Genomic DNA, 22,087 nt, shown 5'->3' with positions numbered 1-22,087 from the left:
CGCGCCCGTCCCGGTGGCGGGGACGGCGGTCGCGGGTGGTCCGGGGCGTTCCCCGGTCGCCGCGCCGGCGGCGAGCCGGACGAGGGTGCGGACGGCGCAGCCGGTGCCGCCGCTGGGCGTGTGGCCGTGCGGACCGCCCTCGTTGAAGGCGGGTCCGGCGATGTCCAGGTGGGCCCAGGGGGTGCCGGCCGGGACGAACTCCCGCAGGAAGAGCCCGGCCACCAGTCCGCCGCCCATCCGCGCACCGTAGTTGGCGATGTCCGCCACCCGTGAGTCGAGACTGCCGCGCAGTTCCTCCGGCAGCGGCATCGGCCACGCGCGCTCGCCCGCGTCCCGGGCGGCCGCCAGCACCCGGTCGCGGAAGGTGTCGTCGTCGTCGCCCATCACCGCGAAGACGTGGTCGCCGAGGCCGAAGCGGGTGGCGGCGGTGAGCGTGGCGACGTCCACGATCGCCTCGGGCCGTTCCTCGGCCGCCCGCACGAGGGCGTCGGCGAGGACGAGACGGCCCTCGGCGTCGGTGTTGAGCACCTCGACGGTCCGGCCCCCGTACATCCGCAGGACGTCTCCGGGGCGCAGGGCGGAACCGGAGGGCATGTTCTCGGCCAGTGCGAGCCAGCCGGTGACGTTGACGGCCAGGTCGAGCCGGGCCACGGCCAGGACCGCGGCGAGGACCGCGGCCGCCCCGGACATGTCGCGCTTCATGATCTCGTTGGCGCCGACGGGCTTCAGCGAGATGCCGCCCGAGTCGTAGGTGATGCCCTTGCCGACGAAGGCGAGCGTGGTCGTGGCGCGGGGGTGCGTGTGGGCGATCCGTACCAGGCGCGGGGGTCGTACGGAGCCCTGGCCGACGCCGAGGATGCCTCCGTAGCCGCCGGCGGTGAGCGCGTGCTCGTCGAGCACCTGGACGGCCAGGTCGAGTCCCTCTCCCGCGGCGACCACCGCGGTGGCGAAGCTCTCGGGATACAAGTCGTTGGCGGGGGTGTTGACGAGGTCGCGGGCCCGGTTCACCTCCCGCGCCAGGACGCGGGCACGCCGTGCGGCGGCTTCCGCGACCGTGCGGAGGCCGTCGTCCACGAGCACGGTCACCTCGTGGACCGGCGGTGTCGGGTGGGTGGTGACGTAGGCGGTGAAGGCGTAGGCCCCGAGCAGGGCGCCCAGGGCGACCGCCTCCACGGCCTCGGCGGTGCCGGCCGGCAGGGCCAGGGCGATCCGGTCGGCACCGGCCAGGGTGCGCGCGGCCTCCCCGGCCGCGCGGCGCAGCGCCTCGGCGTCGTAGCCGTCGCGGTCGGCGGGGGCGGGCCCGAGGCCGACGGCGAGGACGAGGGTGCCGGTGGTCCCGGCGGGGCCTGGCAGGCGGAGCGTCTCCCCGGGGGCGCCGGTCGCCCCGAAGGCGGTGAGGAGGGCGGGCAGTTCGCCGTCGAACGCCGCGTCCGTCGCCGCTCCCGTTGCCGGTACGGGCCCGTTCGGGGTCTGGGCCACACCGATCACGAGCCAGTCGGCGGCGAGGGACGCGGCGGGGGTGGTGGTCACGGTCAGGGTGGTCACGGTCGTACGTCTCGTTCCTGGGGTGCGGGGCCGGGCTTCGGGTGGTCGGGTTCCGGGTGGAGTGCCTTCGGGTGGTCGGCTTCCGGGTGGTGGGTGGCGGTCGGGCCGGGGTCCGGTGCCGGGGCTCGTGGTGACCGGCGGCTCAGGGCCACCCCGGCGAGGACGACGACCATGCCGAGGGCGATCCGGAGGCCGAAGTCCTCGTGGAGCACGACGACTCCGAGCCCGACGGAGACCACCGGGAGCAGATAGCCGACGGTTGCCGTGCTGGTGGCGCCCTCGGCGGCGATGTTCCGGTAGGTGAGGTGGAAGGTGACTCCGGTGGCGACGACCCCCAGGACGACGACGGCGGTCAGCCGCCCCGGGGTGATGTCGACGGGGGCCAGGCCTCCGGCCGCCAGGGTGGGGGCGGTGAGGACGGTCGCCGCGAGGAGCTGCGCCGCGGACAGGGAGATCGTCGGGATGCCCCTGCCGACCAGGCGTCCCATGATCAGGAAGCCGACGGCGTAGCTGCATGCCGCGCCGACGACGGCGAGAGCGCCCCAGCCGCCCGCTCCGGTCGCCTGCCAGGGGGCCGAGATCAGGACGACTCCGGCGAAGCCCAGCAGGAGTCCGGCCACGCGGGACGGTCGCAGACCGCGCTCGGATCCGGTGGTCACGCCGATCAGCAGGGACCACAGGGGGGTGGTCGCGTTGAGGACGCCGGCGATGCCGGAGTCGATGCTCTGCTGGCCGAAGCTGAACAGGGCGAACGGCAGGGCGTTGCAGAAGAGGGCGGCCAGGGCGACGCGGCCCCAGAGCGGTCGGCCGCGTGGCAGCCGCCGGCCGGACCCCAGACAGACGGCCAGCAGGGTCACGGACCCGAGCAGGCAGCGGGCGAACGTCACCTGTACCGGGGTCAGCGCCCGCAGGGCCACCTCGATCCAGAGGAAGGTCGATCCCCAGAGGAGGGCGAGCAGGGCGATCCGCGCGCCCGCCCGCGTCCTGTGTATGACACCGTCCACCGTCGTCTCCTTGATCAGCTGTCTTGAACGGTGCCGCACTCCTTTCGGAAGGACAAGAAAAAGGTTCTACGCCTTTGTTAAGTTGCACTACATGATTGATGTGAGACGCATGCAGGTGCTCCGCGCAGTGATCACCAGCGGTTCCGTGACCGCTGCGGCCACACACCTCGGTTACACCCCGTCCGCCGTCAGCCAGCAGATCTCCGCCCTGGAGCGGGAGACGGGGAGCTCCCTGCTGGAACGGGTCGGCCGGGGCGTGCGGCCGACGGAGGCCGGGCTGCTGCTCACGCGGTACGCGGCGGTCATCAGCGAGCACCTCGCCGAGGCGGAGACGGCGCTGGCCGATCTGCGTGCCGGGCGCGAGGGCCGGTTGACCCTGCGCTACTTCGCCTCCGTCGGTCCGACCCTCCTGGCGCCCGCCCTCGCCCGCGTACGCCGTGAGCATCCGGGGGTGGCGATCGATCCCCGCCTGGCAGATCCGGACGACGCCCTGTCGGAGGTGATCCAGGGGGACGCCGACCTGGCCGTCGTCGTCCGGCCGCCGGCCGACGAGCGGCAGGCCATCCGTGTCGTCCACCTGCTCGACGACGCGTACCGGGCGGTTCTGCCCACCGGGCACCGCCTGGCCGCGAAGCGGGTGGTCGATCTGGCCGATCTGGCCGGTGAGCCGTGGGTCGGCAGCGAACCCCCCGGTCCGTGCCTCGCTCCCCTCGTCGACGCCTGCGCCGCGGCGGGCTTCAGCCCGGACTTCGCGGCCACCTCGGAGGACTACGCGACCGCCCAGGGGTTCGTCGCCGCAGGACTCGGCGTCAGTCTCATCCCGGGCCTCGGTCTGAGCGCCCGTCACCCCGGCGTCGTCGTCCGCCGGGTCCGTCACCCCGAGCCGGTCAGGGCGATCCACGCCGTCGTCCGGCGCAGTTCCCTGGAGCAGCCCGTGCTGCGCACACTGCTCGACGCCCTGCGGGACTCGGGGCGGGGTGACGGGCGGGGCTCCGGGGGGGCACCGGCTGTCCGCCGGACTTGACGCGGGCTCTTCGGGGAGCCGGCCCGATCCTGCCGCGGGGCCCGTCCTGCCGTGCGCTTCCGTGGATGCCCGATCCCCACTTGACCCTCACGCCGCGTGAGGCCGGAGGGCGGGATCCATGAGCGACTACGGCAACGCCTTCGAGATCAGTCCCGTGCCCGCTCCCGGCCCGGACGCGGTGGCACCCGAACCGTTCCGCGGCATCTACGGGATGCCCGCCTTCGTCACGATCCCCACGGAGGATCTGGCGGCGTCGGTGGACTTACCGATCGTTTCAGAATGCGGTTCGGAGACGCCGGAGGCATATGAGGCTGCAGCCCAGTTCGAGCAGACCCTGGTGGAGGTCGGCGCATCGCTCGCAGCGGGTGCGGGCCGTGGCGCACGCCTTCTACGGGCGGGGGAGCGGTGCCAGTTCGGCGTGGGTGACGGTGTAGCCGCCCTTGACGACGGGGGCGTACGGGGCCGGGGCCATACAGGTGCCGACCTCGGCGTCCTCACCGTTCGGCAGCAGGTTCACCCCGTTCCACGAGAAGCCCACCCGATCGGCCTTGCCGCCCTTTCCGCCGTCGTGCACGCTCAGTCCGACGCGCTTGCCGAGCAGGCCGGTCCCCTCGTGGCTGACCTTCGTGATGAGGGCCGTGACCGTCGCCGTGTTCGGGCCGGTGACCAGGCACTCCACTTGGCCGTCGAAGGTATAGGTGACGTTCTGGTCAGCCGAGTGGTGCGAGATGCGTACCGTCCCCCGCGCGTCGACGGGCAGCCCCGCGGGAAGCCCGGGCCGCGGGGTGCTGTACGGGGCGGCCACCGCGTCAAAGCTGAAGGAGCGTACATCCTTGTCGCTCAGGTACGGCAGTACGAAGTCCCCGCTGCCGACAACCCGCGCCGCACCCGGCCGGCGGTGGTCCGTGCGCTGCTCGGCGGACGAGGCGATGGACGAGGTGCACAGGGTGAGCCCGGCCACCAGGGCCGCGACGGTAGCGGTGGCGGTGCGCCGAGCGGACGGCGACAGCGAAGCCATGACGATTTCCTTTGCTGCGAAGGGGAGTTGACTGGAGGAACGCGACCCATCCTTCGCTTTGACAGCCGCCCGGTCGTCATCCCAAGGCCGCAAGATCGATGCCGCCTCATCGCCCGCGCGGCTGACCAGACGTCAGCCGAGGGTCGCACAGGGTGGATCACCGTCGGCCGCAGCCGTTCGCGGATCAGTTGTCGCGCCGGCGCCGCCCACGCCCTGACTCAAGTGGGGCACTACGAAGACACCGTCCGCAGGAAGGACGGGATCCTGGCGCACGCCGACCGGACCCTGTCCTTCGCCGGGCGGCTGGTGAGCGGCGGGCCACCGCTGGCCCGGCACCCTCTTTACGGTCTCGCCGCCAGGGAGCTGACGGGGACACCGGGAGTCGTCGGTCCGGGGCGCTCCAACTGATCTCTTCAGAATGAGTTGAGCCGCGGGTCGTGTGCGCGACGATCTTGGTCGGCAGGGTGTCCGGGGTGCGTGCCGATCTTGTTCCTGACGACCTGTGGGAGCGGGTGGCGCCGCTGCTGCCGCCTGCTCCCGAACGGCGCCGTCGCCACCCCGGACGGCTGCGCGTTCCCGACCGAGTGGCGCTCGCCGGTGTCATGTACGTGCTGCGGACCGTGTCGCGTGGCGCGATGTCCCCGCAGAGACCGTGGGCTGCTCCGGCGCGACCGCCTGGCGCCGGCTGCGGGACTGGACCGAGGCGGGCGTCCGGCCACGCCCGCACGCCGCCCTGTTGTCCAAGCTTCGCCGCGCCGGTCCGCTGGATCTGGACGACTGCTCCGTGGACGGGTCGCACGTCCGGGCTCTCAAAGGGGGGATCACGTGGGCCCCTCGCCCGTCGACCGCGCCCGCCCCGGCTCCAAGCACCACCACCTGATCGTCGACCGGCACGGAACCCCGCTCGCCGTCACGCTCACCGGCGGCGACCGGCACGACGTCACCCAGCTCCTGCCGCTGCTGGACGCCATCCCATCGATCCGGGGCATGCGGGGACGCCCCCGCCGCAAGCCCCGACGACTGTGTGCGGACCGGGGATACGACTTCGACACCTACCGCCGCCTGCTGTGGAAGCGCGGCATCAAACCACTGATCGCACGACGCGGCGTCGCCCACGGCTCCGGACTGGGCAAGGTGCGCTGGGTGGTCGAGCGCGCCGCCGCCTGGCTCCACCAGTTCTAACGGCTCCGCAGGCGCTACGAACGACGCGCCGATCTCCACCAGGGCCTGCTCGAACTGGGCTGCAGCCTCATATGCCTCCGTCGCCTACGAACCTCATTCGAAAACGATCAGTTAGGGGTGCGCGGCTGGGGTTCTTCGAGCTGTTCGGCATTCCGGGCACGCTCGTGCATCTGCGCCGTTGGGCGTTCCAGGACGTACGCCTCCCGTCGGCGACGGACGTTCCGGAACGGGCACCGGCCACGAGCGTCAGCTTCGCCTGCGTACTCGACCAGGTCGACCCCCTCGTCGCGGCCTGCCGCGCGCTGCCCCCGGCTCGGTCGCCGGGCCGCGGGACACCCCCTGGAACACCCACGACGTGGAAGTGATCACGCCCGAGAACGCGCGGATCGTCCTCACCGCGGCGAAACCCTTCGATCCGGCCGGTCGGAAGGCACGTGACCTTGTGGCCATCGGGATCACTCCGCCCCCGATGTCGCCGCCCACTACGACGGCATCCGGCCCGGTCTCGCCGCATGGTTCCGCCGCCTCATCGACGCCGGTGCGCGGGCCCACGGGATCGATCCGGACACCGCGACGTGGGAGTAGCGCGGTCGGCACGGCGGGGGCCCCGCTCTCACGGGCGGGCCCCCCGCCGGCCGCGCCCGGCGCTTCGGGCCGTGCGCGTCAGTGGTCCGGGGTGTCGTCCGCGTCCTCGCTGAACGGGACGACCTTGACGTTGGTGATCATGGCTCCGCAGTGGCCGGATTCCGGCGGGGAGGCGGAGGAGAAGCGCAGGGTCTCCTCCTCGCCTTCGGCGAGGAACTGGAGGCTCGCCGGGCCCCACCGCTCGCCCTGCTCCGGTGGGACGAACCGCTTGCGCTTGTTCGCGACGATTTCGACGGTGTAGGGCTGTTCGGGGATCTCGTCGCATCCGGGCCAGGTTTCGCGGGAGTGCTCCCAGCGGATGACGTACCGCTGACCGACCGTGGTCTCGAAGGACTGCTCGATGCTGCCCGGAGACCCGCCGGTGAGGTTGGCCGCCTGGTGGTAGGACGGTGATCCGGCGAGCTTGCGGCCGACGATGTCGATGTCGCCGCTGCGAAGCCGCCACTCCGGGAGCTCGCCGGCGTTGTCGGAGTCGATGCGCCGGTGGCCCAGGTCGGTGTCCGGCGCGGCCGGCCGGGAGAAGGTGCCGTTGTTGACGAGGTTGTGGTCGGCGGCCGTCGCCGGAGGCTGCGTCGCCGTACCGCAGGCGAGGAGGGTGCCGGCGACGAGCAGGACACGGTGCGTACGAGGCATGGACGTCAGTGCCTTCCTGATCGGCTGAGGGACGAGGAGCGGGGAGTGGGGGCGCGGGCGGGGCACGGCACGGGATGGTTCGCCGGCGGGTGGTGCCCGCGGGCGGGACAGCGCCCCGAGAGGGGTCCGCGTCCGCGGGGAGGACCCGTCGGCCGGGGCGCTGAGCAGACAGAGCCGGGCGGGAGAGGGATCAGTCGTCCCCGTTGCCCCCGGTGTCATTGCCTCCGCTGTTGCCGTTGTTGTTGCTGTTGGCGACCGGCTTGACCACCACGTCCGCGATGAGCGCGCCGCAATGGCCGTTGGACGGGGGCGCCTTGGAGGTGAAGCTGAGGGTCACGAAGTCGCTCTCGGCGGTGAAGGTCAGGCTCCGCTTGCGGTAGGTTCCGGGGTCGCCGGTGGGCTCGAAACGCTTGGGTTCGACGTCGCTGCCGTCGAGGGAGACGTCGTACGGCTGGTCGGGAAAGCTCTCGCAGCCGTCCCACGTCTCGGGGCTGTGGTACCACTCGAGCTTGTACCGCTGGCCGCTGTCGGTCTCCAGGTCCTGCTGGATCGAGCCGTTCCCGCCGCCGTTGATGTTCGCCGCCTGGTGGCGGTAGCGCGCCGTCTGGCTGCTGAAGATGTCGACGCTGCCCTTGGTGACCCGCCAGCCCGTCATGATCTGGTCGGAGTTGGCGGAGGTGACCCGCTTGTAGGTCGCGGCGCCCCTCTCCACGTCGGGCTTGCTGAACGTGCCGTTGGTCACCAGGTTGGTACTGGCGGTGGCGAAGGTGGCGGGGACGAGGGCGAGGCCGGCGAGCAGGGCGCTGCTCAGTGCCGTGACCACGACGAGGCGAGGCCTGTTCATGAGAATTCCTTCCGTCGGGGGTTCGAGGGCTGTACTGCCCTGGGCGGGGACACGGGAGGTGGGGTTCTTCGGGGCCGGCCGTCCGGAACGGACCGCGAAGGGTTCCGCGACGGCGGAACCGGGTGCAGCGATCGCCGTCGAATGCCGAATGACGAAAAGCGCCGGAATGGACATGACCCGCGACATCAGGAACCCGCACGCATGCATTCGCGTCCCGGACCACCATGACGCCTCCCCACACCTCGAACGCAAGGCATCGCGGGAGCCTTCACCTGATCGTGTGAGAAGGCCGGAAGGCCATTCAAACGTGAGCTTTTCCTACAATGGCGAGCGCCTGCCACATGCGGAGCGCACGTGATCTCCCGATTGCAGAAACCGTCCTCCAACGGTTCTACGTGGCATTTGGTGCGCGTGTGACACCGGAGTCGAAATGCAGAAGCATCCGCTTGCACGGAGAGTAAAAGCGCGCCCTCTTCACAACCCCGCTGCGCGCTCCGGGGCAGCCGCCAGGTGGAAGATTCCCTGTTTCCGGGGAACCGACGGGGTAACAATTGCCCCTGCCGGACGGGAACGGATTCGCCCCGTCTTCCCTTTCCGGCCCATCGGAGGCATCACCCCTTCCCTGCACAGCGGAAAAGGAGAAATGCATGCCCGAAATCAGCCGTCTGCACGTCGACGTACAGACCGCTTCGGAGACGCCGGCCAGAACCACCAGCAGGATCTACCTCGGTTTCGGCGGACGCGAGTTCCGGCTGCGGACACAGAGTGATCCGGCCGGTGATTTCACCCCCGGGGCCCGGCAGGACTTCTACCTCGGGGCCGACCCCAACGTCGCCCAGCCCCAGCGGAACGATCCACGCGAGCCGCGCCTGCCGGCCACCGCCCTGGACGGCGAGGTCTACCTCCGGCTGCACCCGGCGGGCGACCATCGCGACTGGGTCGTCGAGCGCGCACGCGTCCACGTCTTCTCCGGAGCGGAGGAGCTGGCCGTGTACGACACCCCCGCGCTGCGCGACGCCAACTCCCCCCTGAAGCACAAGATCTGGCTCGGTGACGACTACGGCCACATCTACCACCTGGAACGCCAGGGAGCCCCCGGCGGCGACTGATCCCCCGTAAGACGGCCGACGGCCCCTTCCGGCGAAACCCCATCCACGAACAGGAAGACATCACCATGAACCGCACCGCACGCAAGGCCGGTCTCATCACCCTCGTCCTGGCCGCCACCCTGACCGGGCTGGCCACCGGCGCCCCCCAGGTCACCGCCGCCTCCGGCGGCCACAACCTGATCACCAACGGCTCCTTCAACCAGCCCACCGCCCCCGAGGGGCCCCACGGTTACACGCGCATCGACTCCTCGAACGACCACCTGCTGCCCGGGTGGGACGTCGTCCGCGGCGACATCGACATCTACAACCGCGACCTGGCCCAGAGCCCGAAGCGCAACCAGGCCGCCGATCTGACCGGCTCCCAGCCCGGCACCATCCGTCAGACGGTCGAGACCGTGCCCGGCAAGGAGTACGCCATCCGCTGGCAGCACTCGCGCGAGACGTTCCCCGGCTGCGACCGCTTCCCCGAGCAGCCCTACGAAGTCACCGTCATCGGCAACACCAGCGGCCGCTTCGAACCCCAGGGCGACGCCGGCGACTGGCTCAAGACCGGGATGCGGTTCACCGCTTCCGACGACACCGAGAACATCCAGTTCGCCTCGAAGTCCAGCACCAACAACGGTGGTTGCGGCGCGATGATCACCGACGTCACGGTCACGGCCCTCACCTCGTCCAACGAGGGCGGCAACGGCGGCGGGGGCGGGGACGACTGACGCCGCATCACCTCGGGCCGTCCGTCGACCGAGGGGACCCGCCCCGGGCGGGTCCCCTCCGCCCTCCTGCCGCCAGGAGACCCGGGACCGGAGGCGGCGGCGTCACCGCACGGACGGCCCGAGAGTCTCGTCGGCCGTCTCGAAGCGGTGCTCCACCGGCTCGCCGCCCGGGTCACGGAGGTCGCCGAAGTACTCCGTCTCCGCCGTGCCGTCGAGTACCGCCAGGAGGAAGGCGAGGCACCCCGTGGCGTGGTGCTCCCACAGGGGGCCGCGGCCCTCCTGGTACAGCACGGTCCACTCGTCGGGGTGCCGGCCGGGCCGTACGAGCCAGAAGAGGAACGCTCCTGTGCCTTCCTCGTACCCCCAGGGCAGGACCATGGCCCCGGGCTCCCGCAGGACGGTCGGCTTCGGTTCTCCCAGGGCCCACAGGCCGGCCAGGGTCTCGTCCCGTTCCGCCCACCAGGTGCGCAGATCGCAGTCGGGGTGGGCGGAGTCCGGGACGAGCAGCCAGACCGTCCCGTCGAAGACGCCTGCGCCGTAGGTCGCGACGAGCTGCTTGTAGTCGGCGGGCAGAGCCGTGCCGACGGCGCGCTCGACGCCGTCCCAGTCCACCGCCGGCGGATCGGCGGGAGGCGGGCAGAGCCGGACGAGGGCGCCGAGGGTCTCCGGAATGCCGGCGCCGGTCATGACGTCAGCGCACGTCGACGTGGTCCGCGGGTGAGGACGCGGCGGTCGCCCACACCGGAGCCGGGTGGTACCAGCGCCAGTAGCCGTCGGCGGTCGCGGTGACCGTGGCGCGCAGTGCCCCGGTGGAGGGCGAGGTCACCGTGCGGACCGTGGTGTAGGAGGTGCACGGGGACTTGCAGAACTGGAGCTGGACCGGCCGGCCGGCGAGGGCCGTCCAGGAGTGGGTGTTCCAGTTGGCGGCGGTCAGACGGCCGGTGACGGTGAGCGCCGCGCCCTTGCGGACCGGCTCGGGGCCGGCGTCGCCGGAGACGGCCACGAGTCGCCGGACCGCGACCGAGGGGAAGTAGTCGCTGTCGAAGTCGCCGTCGCGCGATTTCGCCTGGGCGTAGGCAGTCCAGTTGGTGGGGCCCGCCAGGCTGTTGTGGACCATGTCGGACCGCGGGTCGAGGGTGAGCGTCGTGGTGCAGGTCTTCACCGTTCCGGCGGCGGAGCAGGTGGCCTGGCGGGACGCGTGGAAGTTCGTGCGGTCACCGGTGCGGTTCTCGAGGTCCAGCCACACCTGTTCGAGGGCGGAGTCCTCGGAGATCGTCGCGGTGACGGTCACCCGCTTGGCCGCGGTGGCCAGGACGATGTCCTTGCCTCCGTTGACCACCACCTTCGTGATCCGCATGGTGGTGGCGGCCCGGGCGTCGGGTGCGACGGCGGTGGTGACGGCCGAAGCGGTCAGGGCGGCGCCGACGACGGCGGCCGCGGTGACGCGGTGACGGGCACGGAAAAGGGCGCGCAGGCGCAAGAAGTCCCCCCAGGACGACATCCGGCCCCCTGGCCGGATGTTTGAGCATGGTGGGCGGAGTGTAATCGAGCGCTCCGACAGCCCCCGCGTCGGCCCGGTCCGTACCGGTGCCTAGGGTGAGCGGTTGTGAGCACGGACATCCACGGGGGGATCGAGTTCCGCCATCCCGGTGTCGACGCCGGATACCACGACGGTGAGCCGTGGGTCAGGGCGATGGACCTGTGGCCCCTGTACGACGAGAGTGACCACGCGGCTTTCGGCTGCCTGTTCGGGGTCTGCAACGACGCGGGGTTCCGCCCCCTCGCGGCGGGGCGCGGGCTCCCCACCGACATGTCGGGGGACCTGCGGGCCGTGTTGGAGCCGCCGGTGCGGACCAGGGAGTTCCACGGCGCGACCTGGGCCGACTGGGCGGAGATCGCCCGGCTCGATCCCGGCACCGTACCCGAATCCCCCTGCACCGGCCGCCTGTCGTGGTCGAAGGCCTCCCTGCCGTCCCTGCTGCACCAGCGGCTCGTGCCCGACCGGTGGCCTGCCGAGGTGGTCGGCCTCGTGGGCCCGCCGCCGGACGGCCTGGACCGTACGGCGCGCTTCTCCGAGTGGACCAGCGGGGATCTGCTCTGCCGGTACGAGCCGCTGACCGCCGGTGCCCTCCTGGGCGCCGGCTCCCCCTGGTCGCACGTCTTCGCCGTGATGAAGGCACTGGCGGACCGCTTCGGCGAGCGGGCGGTCCGGCTCGTCGTCGCGTTCGGCTGAGCCCCGCGGCAGGACGGGACGAGGATCGGACCGTGATGCTCGTCACGACGGGGAGTCCGCGGGTGCGGCATCCACGATCATGCCGGGATGGACGCTCGTTTCCTCGGTATCCCCGAACTGGTCGAAGTTCCGGACGTGGCCGTCGTGGTCGATGTCATGCGTGCCTTCACGGTCGCCGCCTGGGCCTTCGCCCAGGGGGCGGAGAAGATCGTTCTCGCCGGGTCGCTCGACGAGGCCCTGGCTCTCAAGGCGCGTCATCCGGACGCGGTGGCGCTGAAGGACGGTGCGCCCGCCCCCGGGTTCGACGCCGTCAACTCGCCCGGCAGGCTGCGGTCCGTGGATCTCGGCGGCCGGACCGTGGTGCAGAAGACCACGGCGGGGACGGTCGGCGCCCTGGCGGTGAAGGAGGCGTCGCTGGTGCTGTGCGCCGGCTTCGTGGTGGCGGAGGCGACGGCCCGGCTCCTGCGGACCCGCGGGTGTGACGGCGTCACGTTCGTCGTCACCGGTGAGGACGGGAAGGCCGACGAGGACCTGGCGTGTGCTCAGTACATCGCCCGCAGGGCCGCCGGGGCCGAGACGGACCCGGCCGCATTCCTCCACCGGGCCGGGACGTCACGGGCGGCCGCCGAGCTGGCGGAGGGGGTGCGCCAGGGCGTCCACCCCGATGATGTCGCGCTCTGCCTCGAGCTCGACCGGTTCCCCTTCGCCCTGGTGGCGGCCGTGGAGGAGGGGCTCATGGTCCTGCGTCCCCATGCCGTGCCCTCGCCGGACGAGGGGCCTGCACAGATCGACGGGCGTCCGCTCTGACGGTCCCGGGCCGGGAGGGCGCCGGGACGGGGCGTTCGGACCCGCGCGACCGGTCCGCCCAGGCGGACCGGGTCTCCGGTGCCCGCAGGCCGTGGTCGGGTTCGTCGTCGAAGTCGCGGGCGGCGGCGTCCCCGCAGGCGGTGGTCGCACGCGGATTCCGCGGGGCGCGGGACACCGGCCGCCCCGCTCTGTGAGGATGAGTGCCATGCCGAAAGCACTGTGGAAGGACATCGTCATCGCCGAGAGCGAGGACACGGTCGTCGTCGAGGGCAATCACTACTTCCCCCGGGCCTCGTTGCGCGAGGACGTCCTGCGCGACTCCGACACGCACACCACGTGTCCGTGGAAGGGAACGGCGTCGTACTACACCCTGGAGCACGCCGGGGAACGCAGCGAGGACGCCGTCTGGTACTACCCCGACCCGAAGGACACGGCCGCCATGGTGCGCGACCGGGTCGCCTTCTGGAAGGACGTCGAAGTCGTCGACTGAGCAGCCACGCGGCGGATCCGCCGCCTGAACCGAACGCCGTCCCGCACCGCCCGGGGCACGCCGTCCCGCGTCCCCGTGACCGGCCCGCCGGCCACCTCGTCAGGATTCCGAGGACACCCCCTAGGCCGTGTCTTTTGGATCAGGCCGGATCAGGGAGCGGCGTCTGGCGCCGTGCATCGCAAGGCGGAGGAGGGAGTCCATGCGGAGCATCGGCGACCGACGACAACGCAGCGGGGCGCGGTGCCAGGCGCCGCGAGCCCGGCAAGATCCGAAAGACACGGCCTAGGCTGGGGGGACTCCACGGGCGACGGGAAGGGGGCGGGATGGGGCGCGCCACGCGTTTCCTCGGTCGTCTTCTGCCCGGGCTGCTGTGCGCGCTCTGGTCGCTGCTGATGGTGGCCCCCGTCTCCGGGAGCCCGGCGGGCGTCCTGCCGGTCCCGCACTCCGCGGTCGCCTCCCCCGCCGTTCTCCCGGCGTCCGGAGGCGGCCCGTTCACCACTCACGCCGGGCCCGGCGCCGACGCGGCGCCCGAGGTCTCGCCGTCCGCCGTCGCCGAACTGCCCGCGGTGGTGGAGCACTCCGTACGCTTCCCTGCGCCGCCGATGGCTCCGCCCGTGGTGCGGCGGGGGCCGGACGTGCCGTTGCGGGGCGCGGTCGCGGGTGAGGCGCGCCGGGAGCGGGCGCCGCCCGGGGGTTCGTACGGTTCACGGGTTCCGCGCGGGCCCCCCTCCACCCGGCACAGCTGACGTTTCCGGCGCCGCTGTCGTCCGGGCCTTCGGTATGTCCGGGCCCGGGATTTCCTGACGGCCGCGCGTTTCCGACCTGTCCGCCGGCACCGGCGCACCGAGCAGACGCCGTGCGTCCCGTGCCGCGCCGCCCGTGGAGTTCCCATGTCTTTTCCCGTCGCGCTCCGGCGCGCGCTGCTCGCGCTCGTCGTCGTCGCGCTCTCCCTCTGGACCGTTCTGACCACGCCGCCCCGTCTCGGGCTCGACCTCCGGGGCGGCACCCGCATCGTTCTCGAAACCCAGCACACCCCCAGGGTCCGCGCCGACGCCGCGGCCACCGAGCGCACATTGGAGGTGTTGCGCAAGCGGGTCGACGGGCTCGGTGTGGCCGAGCCGTCGCTCGCACGGTCCGGCGAGCGCCGGATCGTGGTGGAGCTTCCGGGCCTGCGCGATCCCCGGGAGGCCGCCGAGGTGATCGGCCGTACCGCCCAGCTGACCGTGCACGCCGTCACCGCGACCGCTGCCGCCCCTGAAGCGGCCGCCGCGAAGAACGGCCGGGTTCTCGCCGATCCGGACGCGCCCGGTTCCTTCCTCGCCCTGTCCGCGCCGGTGCTCACGGGTGAGGGGGTGAAGAGTGCCGAGGCCGTCCTCGACACTGCCGGCGGCCGTGGGTGGACCGTCGACCTCGCCTTCCGGGCCAAGGCGGCGGACGCGTGGGCGCGTCTGACCGGCAAGGCGGCCTGCGCGCCGGCCGGAGATCCCGCGCGGAGGGTCGCGATCGTCCTCGACGACCGGATCGTGTCCGCGCCCGGTGTGGAGGCCGGCGTGCCGTGCGGTTCGGGCATCGTCGGCGGGTCCACGCAGATCACGGGCGGCTTCTCGGCCGGCGAGGCCCGGGATCTCGCCGCGCTCGTGGAGGGCGGCGCGCTGCCCGTGCCCGTGACCACGGTCGAGCAGAGCACCGTGGGGCCGACCCTCGGCGCCGAGGCGATCCGGGCCAGTCTGCTCGCCGCGCTCATCGGCCTGGCCTGCACGGGCGTCTTCGTCATCGCCGTCTACCGGCTCCTGGGATTGCTCGCCACGCTCGCCCTGCTGCTGTACGGACTGATCTCGTACGCCGCCGTGCTCGCCCTCGGCGCCACGCTGACCCTTCCCGGGCTCGCCGGGTTCGTCCTCGCGGTCGGCATCGCCGTGGACGCCAATGTGCTGGTCTTCGAGCGGGCGAGGGAGGAGTACGGGGCCCTGGGCCGGACCGCCGCGCGGGACCCGCGGCGGCCGGTGGCGGCGGCCTTCGGGAAGGTGTGGAGTGCCGTCGCGGACGCCAACGTCACCACGCTCCTCGCCGCCGGACTCCTCTTCGCCTTCGCGACCGGGCCGGTGAAGGGCTTCGGTGTGACGCTCGCGATCGGCGTCGTGGCGTCGATGCTCACCGCGATGGTGATCACCCGGATCTTCGCCGACGGTGCGCTGGCGCTGCCGGCGGTGCGCCGACGGCCGTCCCTCACCGGTATGGCCACGCCCGGGCGCCTGCGGACCCGGCTCACCCGTCGGGTTCCCCGCCTGATGGCGCGCCGCCGCCGGTGGTTCGCGGCGAGTGCCGGACTGTTGCTGCTCGCCCTGGGCGGGATCGCGGTCCGGGGCGTGGAGTTCGGTGTGGAGTTCACGGGCGGCCGGGTCGTGCAGTACGCGGCCGTCCGCCCCGTCGACGCCGACGAGGCGCGGTCGGCCGTGGCCGCCGCCGGGTTCCCGGACGCCGTCGTCCGGACCACGGGCGACGGGGACCGGGAGGTGTCCGTGCGGGTCCGGCAGACCGGGGACGCCGAACAGGACGAGATCCGGCGGGCCGTCGCGAGCGTGGCCGGGCCGGTCTCCGTCGAGCGGGACGAGCGCGTCGGGCCGAGTCTCGGCGGCGAGCTGCGGACCCAGGCGTTCGTCGCGCTCGGTCTCGGTGTCGTCGCGCAGCTGGTGTATCTGAGCGTACGGTTCCGCTGGACGTACGCGGTGTCGGCCGTGGCGGCGATGGCGCAGGACGTCCTGCTCGTGATCGGTCTGTTCGCCTGGCTCGGCAAACCCGTGGACAGCGTCTTCCTCGCGGCGCTGCTCACCGTGGTCGGCTATTCGGTGAACGACTCCGTGGTGGTCCTGGACCGGCTGCGCGAGCTACGGCGCAAGGGCGGCCGCCTTCCGCAGGCCGACCTCGCGGACCGGGCGGTCGCCCAGACCCTGCCGCGTACGGTCAACACCGGTATGGGGGCGCTGTTCGTGCTGGTGGCGCTCGCCGTCCTCGGCGGAGACTCGTTGACGGACTTCTCCGTCGCGCTTCTCGCGGGCGTGGTCCTGGGCATGGCGTCGACGGTGTTCACGACGCTGCCCCTGGCGGTCCTGCTGGAGGACCGACGCCCGGCGCCGGTGCCGGTCCGGCCGTCCGTACGGGAGCGTGCGGGGTCGGGGGCCGTCGTCTGACGTGACGGGTGAGGGGTGCGTCCGGGCGGGCCGGGCGCGTGAGGGGGGTGGCTCCGGCGGCCGGGGCGCTCCCCCAGGCCGCCGGGGTGACGGCGGGGGGGTGCCGAACCCCGTGTGGCGGCCTGACTTTCCGTCAGTCACCCTCACCCGTCTGTACGTTCGCGCCCCGCTACGCGGTCCGGCGGTCGTCCCCGGGCGCCTCCGGCTGCCGCCGGAGCCAGGCGCCGACCGTCGCGTAGTCGTCCTCGGTGAGACCGACGCGGGCATCGACGCGGTGCAGGAGGGCGGGTCCCCGGTGGTGGGCGGCCACCCACGCCCGGTCGGCGTCCCTGATCTCGTCGTCGACCCACACGAACGGCCGCCCCGCCGCGTGTGTGACGAGGGCGCGGGTCTTCCAGTGGAGTCCCGCGCGTTCGTCCTGCTCGTCGAGGGAGGACGGCTCCGGCCAGGTGATCACGGGAAGGGGTGCGAGACCGAGCAGGGGGGCGAGGCACTCGTTCGCGTCCTGCATCCAGGTGGTGGCCCAGACGATCGCACACGGGAGCGCGGCCAGCTTCTCTCCGTGCGCGGGGTCCAAACGGGTCAGCAGCGGGTTCGCGGCGGCTGCCGGCACATGGCCGGTCCGGAAGGACGGATACCGTCCGCTTTCCGCCCCGAACGGGATGAGCGGACCGTCGACGTCGAGGAACAGCAGGGGAAGCCACCGGGGATCAGTCATGTCGGTCCAGCATATCGACCGTGCGGGTCAGGTCGTCGTGGCGGTGATCCGCCAGGCGATCATGCCGGTGGATCCGGGTGTTCCCGTCACGGAGAGCGGCAGTTGCCCGGGGGCGCGGTCGACGCGGTGGCGCACGGGCACGGAGTCGCACGGCGCGGGCGGGAAGGCGGTGCGGTCGATGACGACGGTGACGGTCCCGGTCCCGGCGCAGGCGACGGAGACCGTGTAGGACGCGCCCCGGGTGAGCGGGGAGCGGTGGTGCACGCCGTCACGGACGCGTTCGAGTCCGGATGCGACGAAGGCCGGGTCCTCCTCGGGGGCCGTCGTCTCCAGGGCGGCCCTGGCGCGGGCGCCCTGGGCGAGTTCGGTGGCCGCCCTCGTCGGCTGCTGCCCGTCCCGCTGCTGCGCCGAGGCAGCCGGTGGGGTGGTGGGCCGCCCCGGGTCCGGGGAGGTGTCGGTGGTGCAGGCGGTGGCGAGGGCGGTGAGGAGGACAAGGGCCGAGGCGGTGGTTCCGCGTGTTCCGGTGCGCATGGTTTCCCCCGTGGTGACGTCCGTGCGAGGCCACCCGCCGGTCGGTGAGGTGGTCGTGGGGGGAACGTATCCGGGGGCGCGGGGATGACAGGCGGGGAGCGCGATCTTCTGAGGGAGATCTGAGGTCCGCCGGCGCGTGCCCGGCCCGGCGGGGAAGACCGGACCGGGTGCGGAGCCCGTCGGTGGAGGCGCGGTCAGGCTTCGGTGCGCTGCTCGAGGCGGCTGCCATGGGGCAGGGTCAGGGACATGATGTCGCTGGGGGCATCCAGGGCGATGCGGTGCCAGCGGCCCCGAGGCACGATCACCGCCGTTCCCGGGGTGAGTTCGACACCCTCTTCCCGATCGCCGGGGTGCTCCGGGTGGAGGAGGAGGCGGATGCCTCCGGTGAGGCAGGAGACGACTTCGTCCGCCTCGGTGGATCTCCCAGTGGTCGCCATGGACGTCGGCGTCGGTCTCGACGTGGAAGGTCATCAGCTGCCAGCCGTCCCGCTCCGGGTCGAACACCGGCTGTTCGGCGCGCACCCGGCCGTCGGGGCGGATGTGGAGGAAGGAGGAGTGGAGGTCGATCGGGGTCACGGTCATCGTGGTGGCTCTCCTCGTCGGATCGGCGTGGGGCACCCGTGACGCCCGGTCGGCGTGGCGCGTTGAACGTCGCGGCGTTCCAGCTGGACGCCTGTCGATGGGAGACGAGGAGGGCCGGCGATGACGACGGCGGAGACGAGCATGGCCGACCGGCTGGGCTTCACCCAGGGCCAGACCGTTCGGGAGATCGGTCACGCCCAGGACAGTGACACCGATCTGCGCCAGGCCGTCGAGGAGGCGACGGGCAAGGAGCTGGTCGGGGTGGGGACGGGCGGCCTGGCCGACGCCGTACTGCTGTGGTGGCGGGACGACGACGGTGATCTCGTCGACGGCCTCCACGCGGCGCTGACCGACTTCTGCGAGGACGGCGCCGTGTGGCTGCTGACCCCCAGGACCGGCCGGATGGGGCACGTGGAGCCCAGTGACATCGCCGAGTGCGCGGCCACCGCCGGGCTGGTGCGGACCGGCTCCGTGAGGGTGGCGGTGGACTGGCAGGGGACCGAGCTGCGTACGCCGCGGGCGAGGCGGTCCGGCAGGAGCGCCTGACGGGGCGGGCCGCGCCACCACCGGGCGGCGCGGTCCGGTCCTGGACCGCACCGCCGGGCCGGGAGCCGGCCGGGCGTCTGCGTCCGAGGGGTGAAGCGCTCGCGGGACGGCCACAGCCGGGGCGCCGCTGGTCCCGGAGGGGCGGGCACGGGCGGCCGTGCGGGCTCGGCGGGTGGAGCGCGGGCGGTCGTGGGCCTGACCGGCGGGGATGCCGGGGCGGGTAGGGTCAGCGGGGCGGGAGGATCGGGTCGGAGAGTGGGAGTGACGGGTGAAGCGGCCGACGATTGCGGACATCGCGCTCCGAGCCGGAGTGTCCAAGGTGGCCGTCTCCTACGCGCTCAACGACCAGCCCGGGGTCTCCGACACCACCCGCGCCGCGATCAAGGCGATCGCCGAGGAGTTGGGCTGGCGGCCCAACAGTGCCGCGCGGGCGCTGACCGGGGCGCGAGCCCAGGCGGTGGGGCTCGTGGTGCGGCGTCCGGCCTCCACGCTCGGCACCGAGCCCTTCTTCATGGAGTTCATCAGCGGGATCGAGCACGTCCTCTCCGACCGGGCCCACGCCCTCATGCTGCAGATGGTCGACAGCGAGGCGCGGGAGATGGAGACGTACCGGCGCTGGTGGGGCGAACGGCGGGTGGACGGCGTGTTCCTCGTCGATCTGCGGGACGGTGATCCGCGCGTGCCGGCGATCGAGGCGCTCGGGCTGCCGGCCGTCGTCATCGGCCCTCCGCACACGGCCGGTTCCCTGCCGGCGGTGTGGTCGGACGACGCCGAGAGCGTGCGCGAGACCGTGCGGTACCTCGCGGCGATCGGGCACCGGCACATCGCGCGCGTGGCCGGTCCGGCCGACCTCGCGCACACCGCCGTACGGGACGACGCCCTCCGGGAGGGGTGCGCGGAGGCGGGACTGGCCGAGCCGGAGATCCTGCACACCGACTACACCGGTGACGAGGGGGCGCGGGCCGCCCGCCGGCTGCTCATCGCGGCGGAACGTCCCACCGCGATGATCTTCGACAACGACATCATGGCGGTCGCGGCGCTGTCCGTAGCCCAGGAACTCGGCCTCGTCATCCCCCGCGACCTGTCCGTCGTCGCCTGGGACGAGTCGCCCCTCACTCAGGTCGTCCGGCCTCCCCTGTCCGCGCTCGCCCGGGACATTCCGGCGTACGGGGCCGGGGCGGCCCGTGCCCTGCTCGCCCTCCTCGCGAACGAGACGGTCGGGAACGTGCAGGCCGAGTACGCGCGGTTCGTGCCGCGCGGCAGCACCGCCGCGCCGCCGGCCTGACCCGCGTGCCGGGCCCGGCTCCGGCCGCGGCCGGCTACTTCGTCGCGCCTTGCGCGAAGCCGTTGTAGATCCAGCGCTGGAGCAGCAGGAAGACGACGAGCGTCGGCAGGATGACGAGGATCGCGCCGGCCGAGATGGCCTCCCAGTGCGCTCCGAAGGGACCCTTGAAGCGGAAGAGGGCGGTGGAGATGGTGCCCAGATCCTCGGAGTGCAGGTAGAGGAAGGGGATGTAGAAGTCGTTGTAGGTGGTGATCCCCTTGATGATGACGACGGTGGCGATGGCCGGCTTGAGCAGCGGAAGAATGATCTTCCGGTAGATGGTGAAGGCGTTGGCCCCGTCGAGGCGGGCCGCCTCGTCCAGCGAACGCGGGATGGAGCGGATGAACTGCAGGAAGATGTACACGGAGACGATGTCCGTGCCCATGTAGAGCAGGATCGGGGCCCACCGGGTGTCGACCAGGCCGAAACCGTTGACGATCTGGAAGGTCGCGACCTGGGTGGTGACGGCCGGTACGAGGGTGGCGACGAGGAACAGCGCCATGACGGCCTTCTTGGCGCGGAAGTCGAAGCGGTCGACCGCGTAGGCCGTCATCGAGCCGATGATCACGGTGCCGGTGAGGGAGAAGAGGAGGATGAAGGCGGTGTTCCCGAAGGCGGCGAGCAGATGGCCGTCGGTGAACGCGGTGGCGTAGTTGCGGAAATTGAGCCAGTCGCCCGGGAGCGAGAGCGCTCCTCCCTCGGACACCTCCTCGGTCGTCTTGAGCGAGGTGAGGAGGACGACGGCCAGCGGGAGCAGGACGACCAGCGCCGCGGCGATCAGCGACAGGTAGGTCAGTACGGTCCCGGCCCTGAGCCGGCGGCGGGAGGTCGGGGCGGGGGTCATACGAGATCCACCTTGTCGTCGGGGACGAGCCGGCGCTGTACCCAGGTGAGGAGCAGGATGAGCGCGAGCAGGACCACGGCCGCGGCGGAGGCCAGGCCGGTCTTGTTGAACTGGAAGGCGAGCTTGACCGTCTGGATGACGAAGGTCGACGTGCCGGTCGCCCCGCCGGTCATGATGTAGGGGATCTCGAAGACGGACAGGGAGCCGGAAATCGCCAGGATGACGCTGAGGCTGAGGACGGGCTTGATGCTCGGGGCGATGATGTGGCGGAATTGCTGCCACCGGTCGGCGCCGTCGAGTTGCGCCGCCTCGTAGAGCTCGCCCGGGACGGACTGGATGGCGCCCAGGAAGAGGACGAAGTTCAGGCCGGTGAAGCGCCAGACGGACACGCCGGCCAGCGAGAGGTTGGCGGAGGTGGGGTCGCCGAGCCACGGATGGTCGGTGGTCACGCCCAGCCACACGAGGACGGAGTCCAGGGTGCCGCCGTCCTGGAAGAAGTACAAAAAGACGAAGCCGATCGCGACGCCGTTGATGAGGTAGGGGAAGAAGAGGACGCCCTTGAAGAAGTTGCGGAACCGCAGGTTGAAGCTGAGAACCGTGGCGAAGTAGAGGGCGACGCCGATCTGGAGGGCGGAGGCGGCCAGGTAGTAGCCGCTGACGAAGAAGACCCGGAACATCTCGGGGCGGGTGAAGATCTGGACGTAGTTGTCCACACCCGTGAACTCCCGGTGGGGGCTCACTCCGTCCCAGTCGGTGAAGCTGTACGAGATCATGCTCGCCACGGGCACGTAGGTGAACGTGAGGAGCAGGGCCAAGGGCACGGCGAGGAAGAACCACGGGGTGGCGCGGCGCAGGGGCGAGTGGCGCCAGGAGCGGGCCGCGGGTCTGCGGGGCGCCACCGGACGCGTGCCCGTACGGCTGGGGGCGCCGGCCTCCGTGGCGGCGGGGGCGGGGAGGACCGCGGTCCCGGGCGCGGTGCGGGGGCGCGGGGCTCCGGGGGCCGGGGCGGAGGGATCGGTCGCGGTGCGCGGGGACTTCGGGGGTTTCTCGGTCATGTCGGCCTTTCGTGTCCGCGGCTGCGGGAGGGAGGAGGCCCGGCCGCCGCTC

The 22,087-nt window shown here is 72.4% G+C and carries 22 protein-coding genes and 6 pseudogenes; 15 read left to right on the top strand and 13 right to left on the bottom strand.

Annotated elements, in window-relative coordinates; genetic code table 11:
• Positions 1–48: 48 nt before the first annotated feature.
• Together ACFY60_RS22785 and ACFY60_RS22780 are read right to left on the bottom strand one after the other, a co-directional pair.
• A pseudogene (locus ACFY60_RS22785) lies at positions 49–1,545 on the bottom strand (leucyl aminopeptidase); the annotation flags it as partial.
• The gene (locus tag ACFY60_RS22780; protein ID WP_388613184.1) at positions 1,542–2,549 is read right to left on the bottom strand and encodes a DMT family transporter; all 1,008 of its coding nucleotides are present in this window, start codon (positions 2,547–2,549) and stop codon (positions 1,542–1,544) included. The gene ACFY60_RS22780 and the pseudogene ACFY60_RS22785, both read right to left, overlap by 4 nt.
• Before the next feature lie 91 nt (positions 2,550–2,640).
• On the opposite strand from ACFY60_RS22780, the gene ACFY60_RS22775 reads away from it, so the two are divergent.
• On the top strand, positions 2,641–3,573 hold the full coding sequence (locus ACFY60_RS22775) for a LysR family transcriptional regulator (RefSeq protein WP_388613186.1): 933 nt from the start codon (positions 2,641–2,643) through the stop codon (positions 3,571–3,573).
• 118 nt (positions 3,574–3,691) lie between these two features.
• Positions 3,692–3,835: pseudogene (locus tag ACFY60_RS22770) on the top strand (VOC family protein); the annotation flags it as partial.
• A gap of 12 nt (positions 3,836–3,847) precedes the next feature.
• On the opposite strand, the pseudogene ACFY60_RS22765 reads toward ACFY60_RS22770, so the two are convergent.
• Both ACFY60_RS22765 and ACFY60_RS22760 read right to left on the bottom strand, forming a co-directional pair.
• A pseudogene (locus ACFY60_RS22765) lies at positions 3,848–3,943 on the bottom strand (IS5/IS1182 family transposase); the annotation flags it as partial.
• 18 nt (positions 3,944–3,961) lie between these two features.
• Positions 3,962–4,591 (bottom strand): hypothetical protein, encoded by a 630-nt coding sequence (locus ACFY60_RS22760; protein WP_388613188.1) that lies wholly within the window; start codon positions 4,589–4,591, stop codon positions 3,962–3,964.
• Positions 4,592–4,813: 222 nt separating this feature from the next.
• Here ACFY60_RS22760 and ACFY60_RS22755 point away from each other — a divergent pair, with 222 nt between their 5' ends.
• The 4 genes and pseudogenes from ACFY60_RS22755 to ACFY60_RS22740 all read left to right on the top strand — a co-directional run.
• Positions 4,814–4,999: a hypothetical protein gene (locus tag ACFY60_RS22755; protein WP_388613515.1), complete on the top strand. Its 186-nt coding sequence runs from the start codon at positions 4,814–4,816 to the stop codon at positions 4,997–4,999.
• Between the two features lie 65 nt (positions 5,000–5,064).
• Positions 5,065–5,866 (top strand): annotated as a pseudogene (locus ACFY60_RS22750) (IS5 family transposase); the annotation flags it as partial.
• A pseudogene (locus ACFY60_RS22745) lies at positions 5,845–6,245 on the top strand (hypothetical protein); the annotation flags it as partial. The pseudogenes ACFY60_RS22750 and ACFY60_RS22745, both read left to right, overlap by 22 nt.
• Positions 6,239–6,358: pseudogene (locus ACFY60_RS22740) on the top strand (MerR family transcriptional regulator); the annotation flags it as partial. The pseudogenes ACFY60_RS22745 and ACFY60_RS22740, both read left to right, overlap by 7 nt.
• Positions 6,359–6,436: 78 nt before the next feature.
• Here ACFY60_RS22740 and ACFY60_RS22735 read toward each other — a convergent pair.
• Both ACFY60_RS22735 and ACFY60_RS22730 read right to left on the bottom strand, forming a co-directional pair.
• Positions 6,437–7,051 (bottom strand): DUF642 domain-containing protein, encoded by a 615-nt coding sequence (locus tag ACFY60_RS22735; RefSeq protein WP_388613190.1) that lies wholly within the window; start codon positions 7,049–7,051, stop codon positions 6,437–6,439.
• Positions 7,052–7,241: 190 nt separating this feature from the next.
• On the bottom strand, positions 7,242–7,895 hold the full coding sequence (locus tag ACFY60_RS22730) for a DUF642 domain-containing protein (protein WP_388613192.1): 654 nt from the start codon (positions 7,893–7,895) through the stop codon (positions 7,242–7,244).
• Between the two features lie 647 nt (positions 7,896–8,542).
• Between ACFY60_RS22730 and ACFY60_RS22725 the strand changes: the two genes are divergently transcribed.
• Complete coding sequence (locus ACFY60_RS22725; RefSeq protein ID WP_388613194.1) at positions 8,543–9,004, top strand: hypothetical protein; 462 nt, start codon at positions 8,543–8,545, stop codon at positions 9,002–9,004.
• A 65-nt stretch (positions 9,005–9,069) separates the two neighbouring features.
• Complete coding sequence (locus tag ACFY60_RS22720; protein ID WP_388613196.1) at positions 9,070–9,717, top strand: DUF642 domain-containing protein; 648 nt, start codon at positions 9,070–9,072, stop codon at positions 9,715–9,717.
• Positions 9,718–9,819: 102 nt separating this feature from the next.
• On the opposite strand, the gene ACFY60_RS22715 is transcribed toward ACFY60_RS22720, so the two are convergent.
• Together ACFY60_RS22715 and ACFY60_RS22710 are read right to left on the bottom strand one after the other, a co-directional pair.
• Positions 9,820–10,404, bottom strand: a complete 585-nt coding sequence (locus ACFY60_RS22715) for a hypothetical protein (RefSeq protein ID WP_388613198.1) — start codon at positions 10,402–10,404, stop codon at positions 9,820–9,822.
• Positions 10,405–10,408: 4 nt separating this feature from the next.
• Positions 10,409–11,218, bottom strand: coding sequence for a calcium-binding protein (locus ACFY60_RS22710; RefSeq protein WP_388613200.1), 810 nt, complete (start codon positions 11,216–11,218; stop codon positions 10,409–10,411).
• Between the two features lie 105 nt (positions 11,219–11,323).
• Between ACFY60_RS22710 and ACFY60_RS22705 the strand changes: the two genes are divergently transcribed.
• The 5 genes from ACFY60_RS22705 (at position 11,324) to secD (ending at position 16,435) form a co-directional block, all read left to right on the top strand.
• Positions 11,324–11,950 (top strand): hypothetical protein, encoded by a 627-nt coding sequence (locus ACFY60_RS22705; protein ID WP_388613202.1) that lies wholly within the window; start codon positions 11,324–11,326, stop codon positions 11,948–11,950.
• An 87-nt stretch (positions 11,951–12,037) separates the two neighbouring features.
• Positions 12,038–12,757, top strand: coding sequence for a 2-phosphosulfolactate phosphatase (locus ACFY60_RS22700; RefSeq protein ID WP_388613204.1), 720 nt, complete (start codon positions 12,038–12,040; stop codon positions 12,755–12,757).
• Between the two features lie 205 nt (positions 12,758–12,962).
• Positions 12,963–13,247: a DUF427 domain-containing protein gene (locus tag ACFY60_RS22695; RefSeq protein WP_388613206.1), complete on the top strand. Its 285-nt coding sequence runs from the start codon at positions 12,963–12,965 to the stop codon at positions 13,245–13,247.
• A gap of 323 nt (positions 13,248–13,570) precedes the next feature.
• Complete coding sequence (locus ACFY60_RS22690) at positions 13,571–13,993, top strand: hypothetical protein (RefSeq protein WP_388613208.1); 423 nt, start codon at positions 13,571–13,573, stop codon at positions 13,991–13,993.
• Between the two features lie 144 nt (positions 13,994–14,137).
• A complete protein-coding gene (gene secD / locus ACFY60_RS22685) occupies positions 14,138–16,435 on the top strand; it encodes a protein translocase subunit SecD (protein WP_388613210.1) in 2,298 nt (765 codons plus the stop codon).
• A gap of 169 nt (positions 16,436–16,604) precedes the next feature.
• Here the strand turns inward: secD and ACFY60_RS22680 are convergent, their stop codons facing one another.
• The 3 genes from ACFY60_RS22680 to ACFY60_RS22670 form a co-directional block, all read right to left on the bottom strand.
• A complete protein-coding gene (locus tag ACFY60_RS22680) occupies positions 16,605–17,153 on the bottom strand; it encodes an HAD domain-containing protein (protein ID WP_388613212.1) in 549 nt (182 codons plus the stop codon).
• A gap of 27 nt (positions 17,154–17,180) precedes the next feature.
• Complete coding sequence (locus tag ACFY60_RS22675) at positions 17,181–17,684, bottom strand: hypothetical protein (RefSeq protein WP_388613214.1); 504 nt, start codon at positions 17,682–17,684, stop codon at positions 17,181–17,183.
• Between the two features lie 194 nt (positions 17,685–17,878).
• Entirely contained in the window at positions 17,879–18,121 is a 243-nt protein-coding gene (locus ACFY60_RS22670) for a hypothetical protein (protein ID WP_388613216.1), read from the bottom strand.
• Positions 18,122–18,386: 265 nt separating this feature from the next.
• Here ACFY60_RS22670 and ACFY60_RS22665 point away from each other — a divergent pair, with 265 nt between their 5' ends.
• Together ACFY60_RS22665 and ACFY60_RS22660 are read left to right on the top strand one after the other, a co-directional pair.
• The gene (locus tag ACFY60_RS22665) at positions 18,387–18,812 is read left to right on the top strand and encodes a DUF3052 domain-containing protein (protein ID WP_388613218.1); all 426 of its coding nucleotides are present in this window, start codon (positions 18,387–18,389) and stop codon (positions 18,810–18,812) included.
• A 268-nt stretch (positions 18,813–19,080) separates the two neighbouring features.
• Complete coding sequence (locus ACFY60_RS22660) at positions 19,081–20,097, top strand: LacI family DNA-binding transcriptional regulator (RefSeq protein WP_388613219.1); 1,017 nt, start codon at positions 19,081–19,083, stop codon at positions 20,095–20,097.
• Between the two features lie 34 nt (positions 20,098–20,131).
• Here ACFY60_RS22660 and ACFY60_RS22655 read toward each other — a convergent pair whose 3' ends face one another.
• Both ACFY60_RS22655 and ACFY60_RS22650 read right to left on the bottom strand, forming a co-directional pair.
• Complete coding sequence (locus tag ACFY60_RS22655; RefSeq protein ID WP_388613220.1) at positions 20,132–20,980, bottom strand: carbohydrate ABC transporter permease; 849 nt, start codon at positions 20,978–20,980, stop codon at positions 20,132–20,134.
• Positions 20,977–22,035, bottom strand: a complete 1,059-nt coding sequence (locus tag ACFY60_RS22650; RefSeq protein WP_388613221.1) for an ABC transporter permease subunit — start codon at positions 22,033–22,035, stop codon at positions 20,977–20,979. Before ACFY60_RS22650 ends, ACFY60_RS22655 begins: the two co-directional genes overlap by 4 nt.
• Between the last annotated feature and the right edge of the window lie 52 nt (positions 22,036–22,087).

It is taken from the genome of Streptomyces sp. NPDC012827 (assembly GCF_042900905.1).
Taxonomy (GTDB): domain Bacteria; phylum Actinomycetota; class Actinomycetes; order Streptomycetales; family Streptomycetaceae; genus Streptomyces; species Streptomyces gulbargensis.
Note: the sequence above shows the minus strand (reverse complement) of the source record. Positions and strands in the feature narration are given on the sequence as shown.

Coding starts and splice junctions, on each gene's coding strand:
- ACFY60_RS22775 (WP_388613186.1), top strand. CDS start 2,641: ATGATTGATGTGAGACGCATGCAGGTGCTCCGCGCAGTGATCACCAGC.
- ACFY60_RS22760 (WP_388613188.1), bottom strand. CDS start 4,591: ATGGCTTCGCTGTCGCCGTCCGCTCGGCGCACCGCCACCGCTACCGTC.
- ACFY60_RS22735 (WP_388613190.1), bottom strand. CDS start 7,051: ATGCCTCGTACGCACCGTGTCCTGCTCGTCGCCGGCACCCTCCTCGCC.
- ACFY60_RS22730 (WP_388613192.1), bottom strand. CDS start 7,895: ATGAACAGGCCTCGCCTCGTCGTGGTCACGGCACTGAGCAGCGCCCTG.
- ACFY60_RS22725 (WP_388613194.1), top strand. CDS start 8,543: ATGCCCGAAATCAGCCGTCTGCACGTCGACGTACAGACCGCTTCGGAG.
- ACFY60_RS22720 (WP_388613196.1), top strand. CDS start 9,070: ATGAACCGCACCGCACGCAAGGCCGGTCTCATCACCCTCGTCCTGGCC.
- ACFY60_RS22715 (WP_388613198.1), bottom strand. CDS start 10,404: ATGACCGGCGCCGGCATTCCGGAGACCCTCGGCGCCCTCGTCCGGCTC.
- ACFY60_RS22710 (WP_388613200.1), bottom strand. CDS start 11,218: ATGTCGTCCTGGGGGGACTTCTTGCGCCTGCGCGCCCTTTTCCGTGCC.
- ACFY60_RS22700 (WP_388613204.1), top strand. CDS start 12,038: ATGGACGCTCGTTTCCTCGGTATCCCCGAACTGGTCGAAGTTCCGGAC.
- ACFY60_RS22695 (WP_388613206.1), top strand. CDS start 12,963: ATGCCGAAAGCACTGTGGAAGGACATCGTCATCGCCGAGAGCGAGGAC.
- ACFY60_RS22690 (WP_388613208.1), top strand. CDS start 13,571: ATGGGGCGCGCCACGCGTTTCCTCGGTCGTCTTCTGCCCGGGCTGCTG.
- secD (WP_388613210.1), top strand. CDS start 14,138: ATGTCTTTTCCCGTCGCGCTCCGGCGCGCGCTGCTCGCGCTCGTCGTC.
- ACFY60_RS22680 (WP_388613212.1), bottom strand. CDS start 17,153: ATGACTGATCCCCGGTGGCTTCCCCTGCTGTTCCTCGACGTCGACGGT.
- ACFY60_RS22675 (WP_388613214.1), bottom strand. CDS start 17,684: ATGCGCACCGGAACACGCGGAACCACCGCCTCGGCCCTTGTCCTCCTC.
- ACFY60_RS22670 (WP_388613216.1), bottom strand. CDS start 18,121: ATGGCGACCACTGGGAGATCCACCGAGGCGGACGAAGTCGTCTCCTGC.
- ACFY60_RS22665 (WP_388613218.1), top strand. CDS start 18,387: ATGACGACGGCGGAGACGAGCATGGCCGACCGGCTGGGCTTCACCCAG.
- ACFY60_RS22655 (WP_388613220.1), bottom strand. CDS start 20,980: ATGACCCCCGCCCCGACCTCCCGCCGCCGGCTCAGGGCCGGGACCGTA.
- ACFY60_RS22650 (WP_388613221.1), bottom strand. CDS start 22,035: ATGACCGAGAAACCCCCGAAGTCCCCGCGCACCGCGACCGATCCCTCC.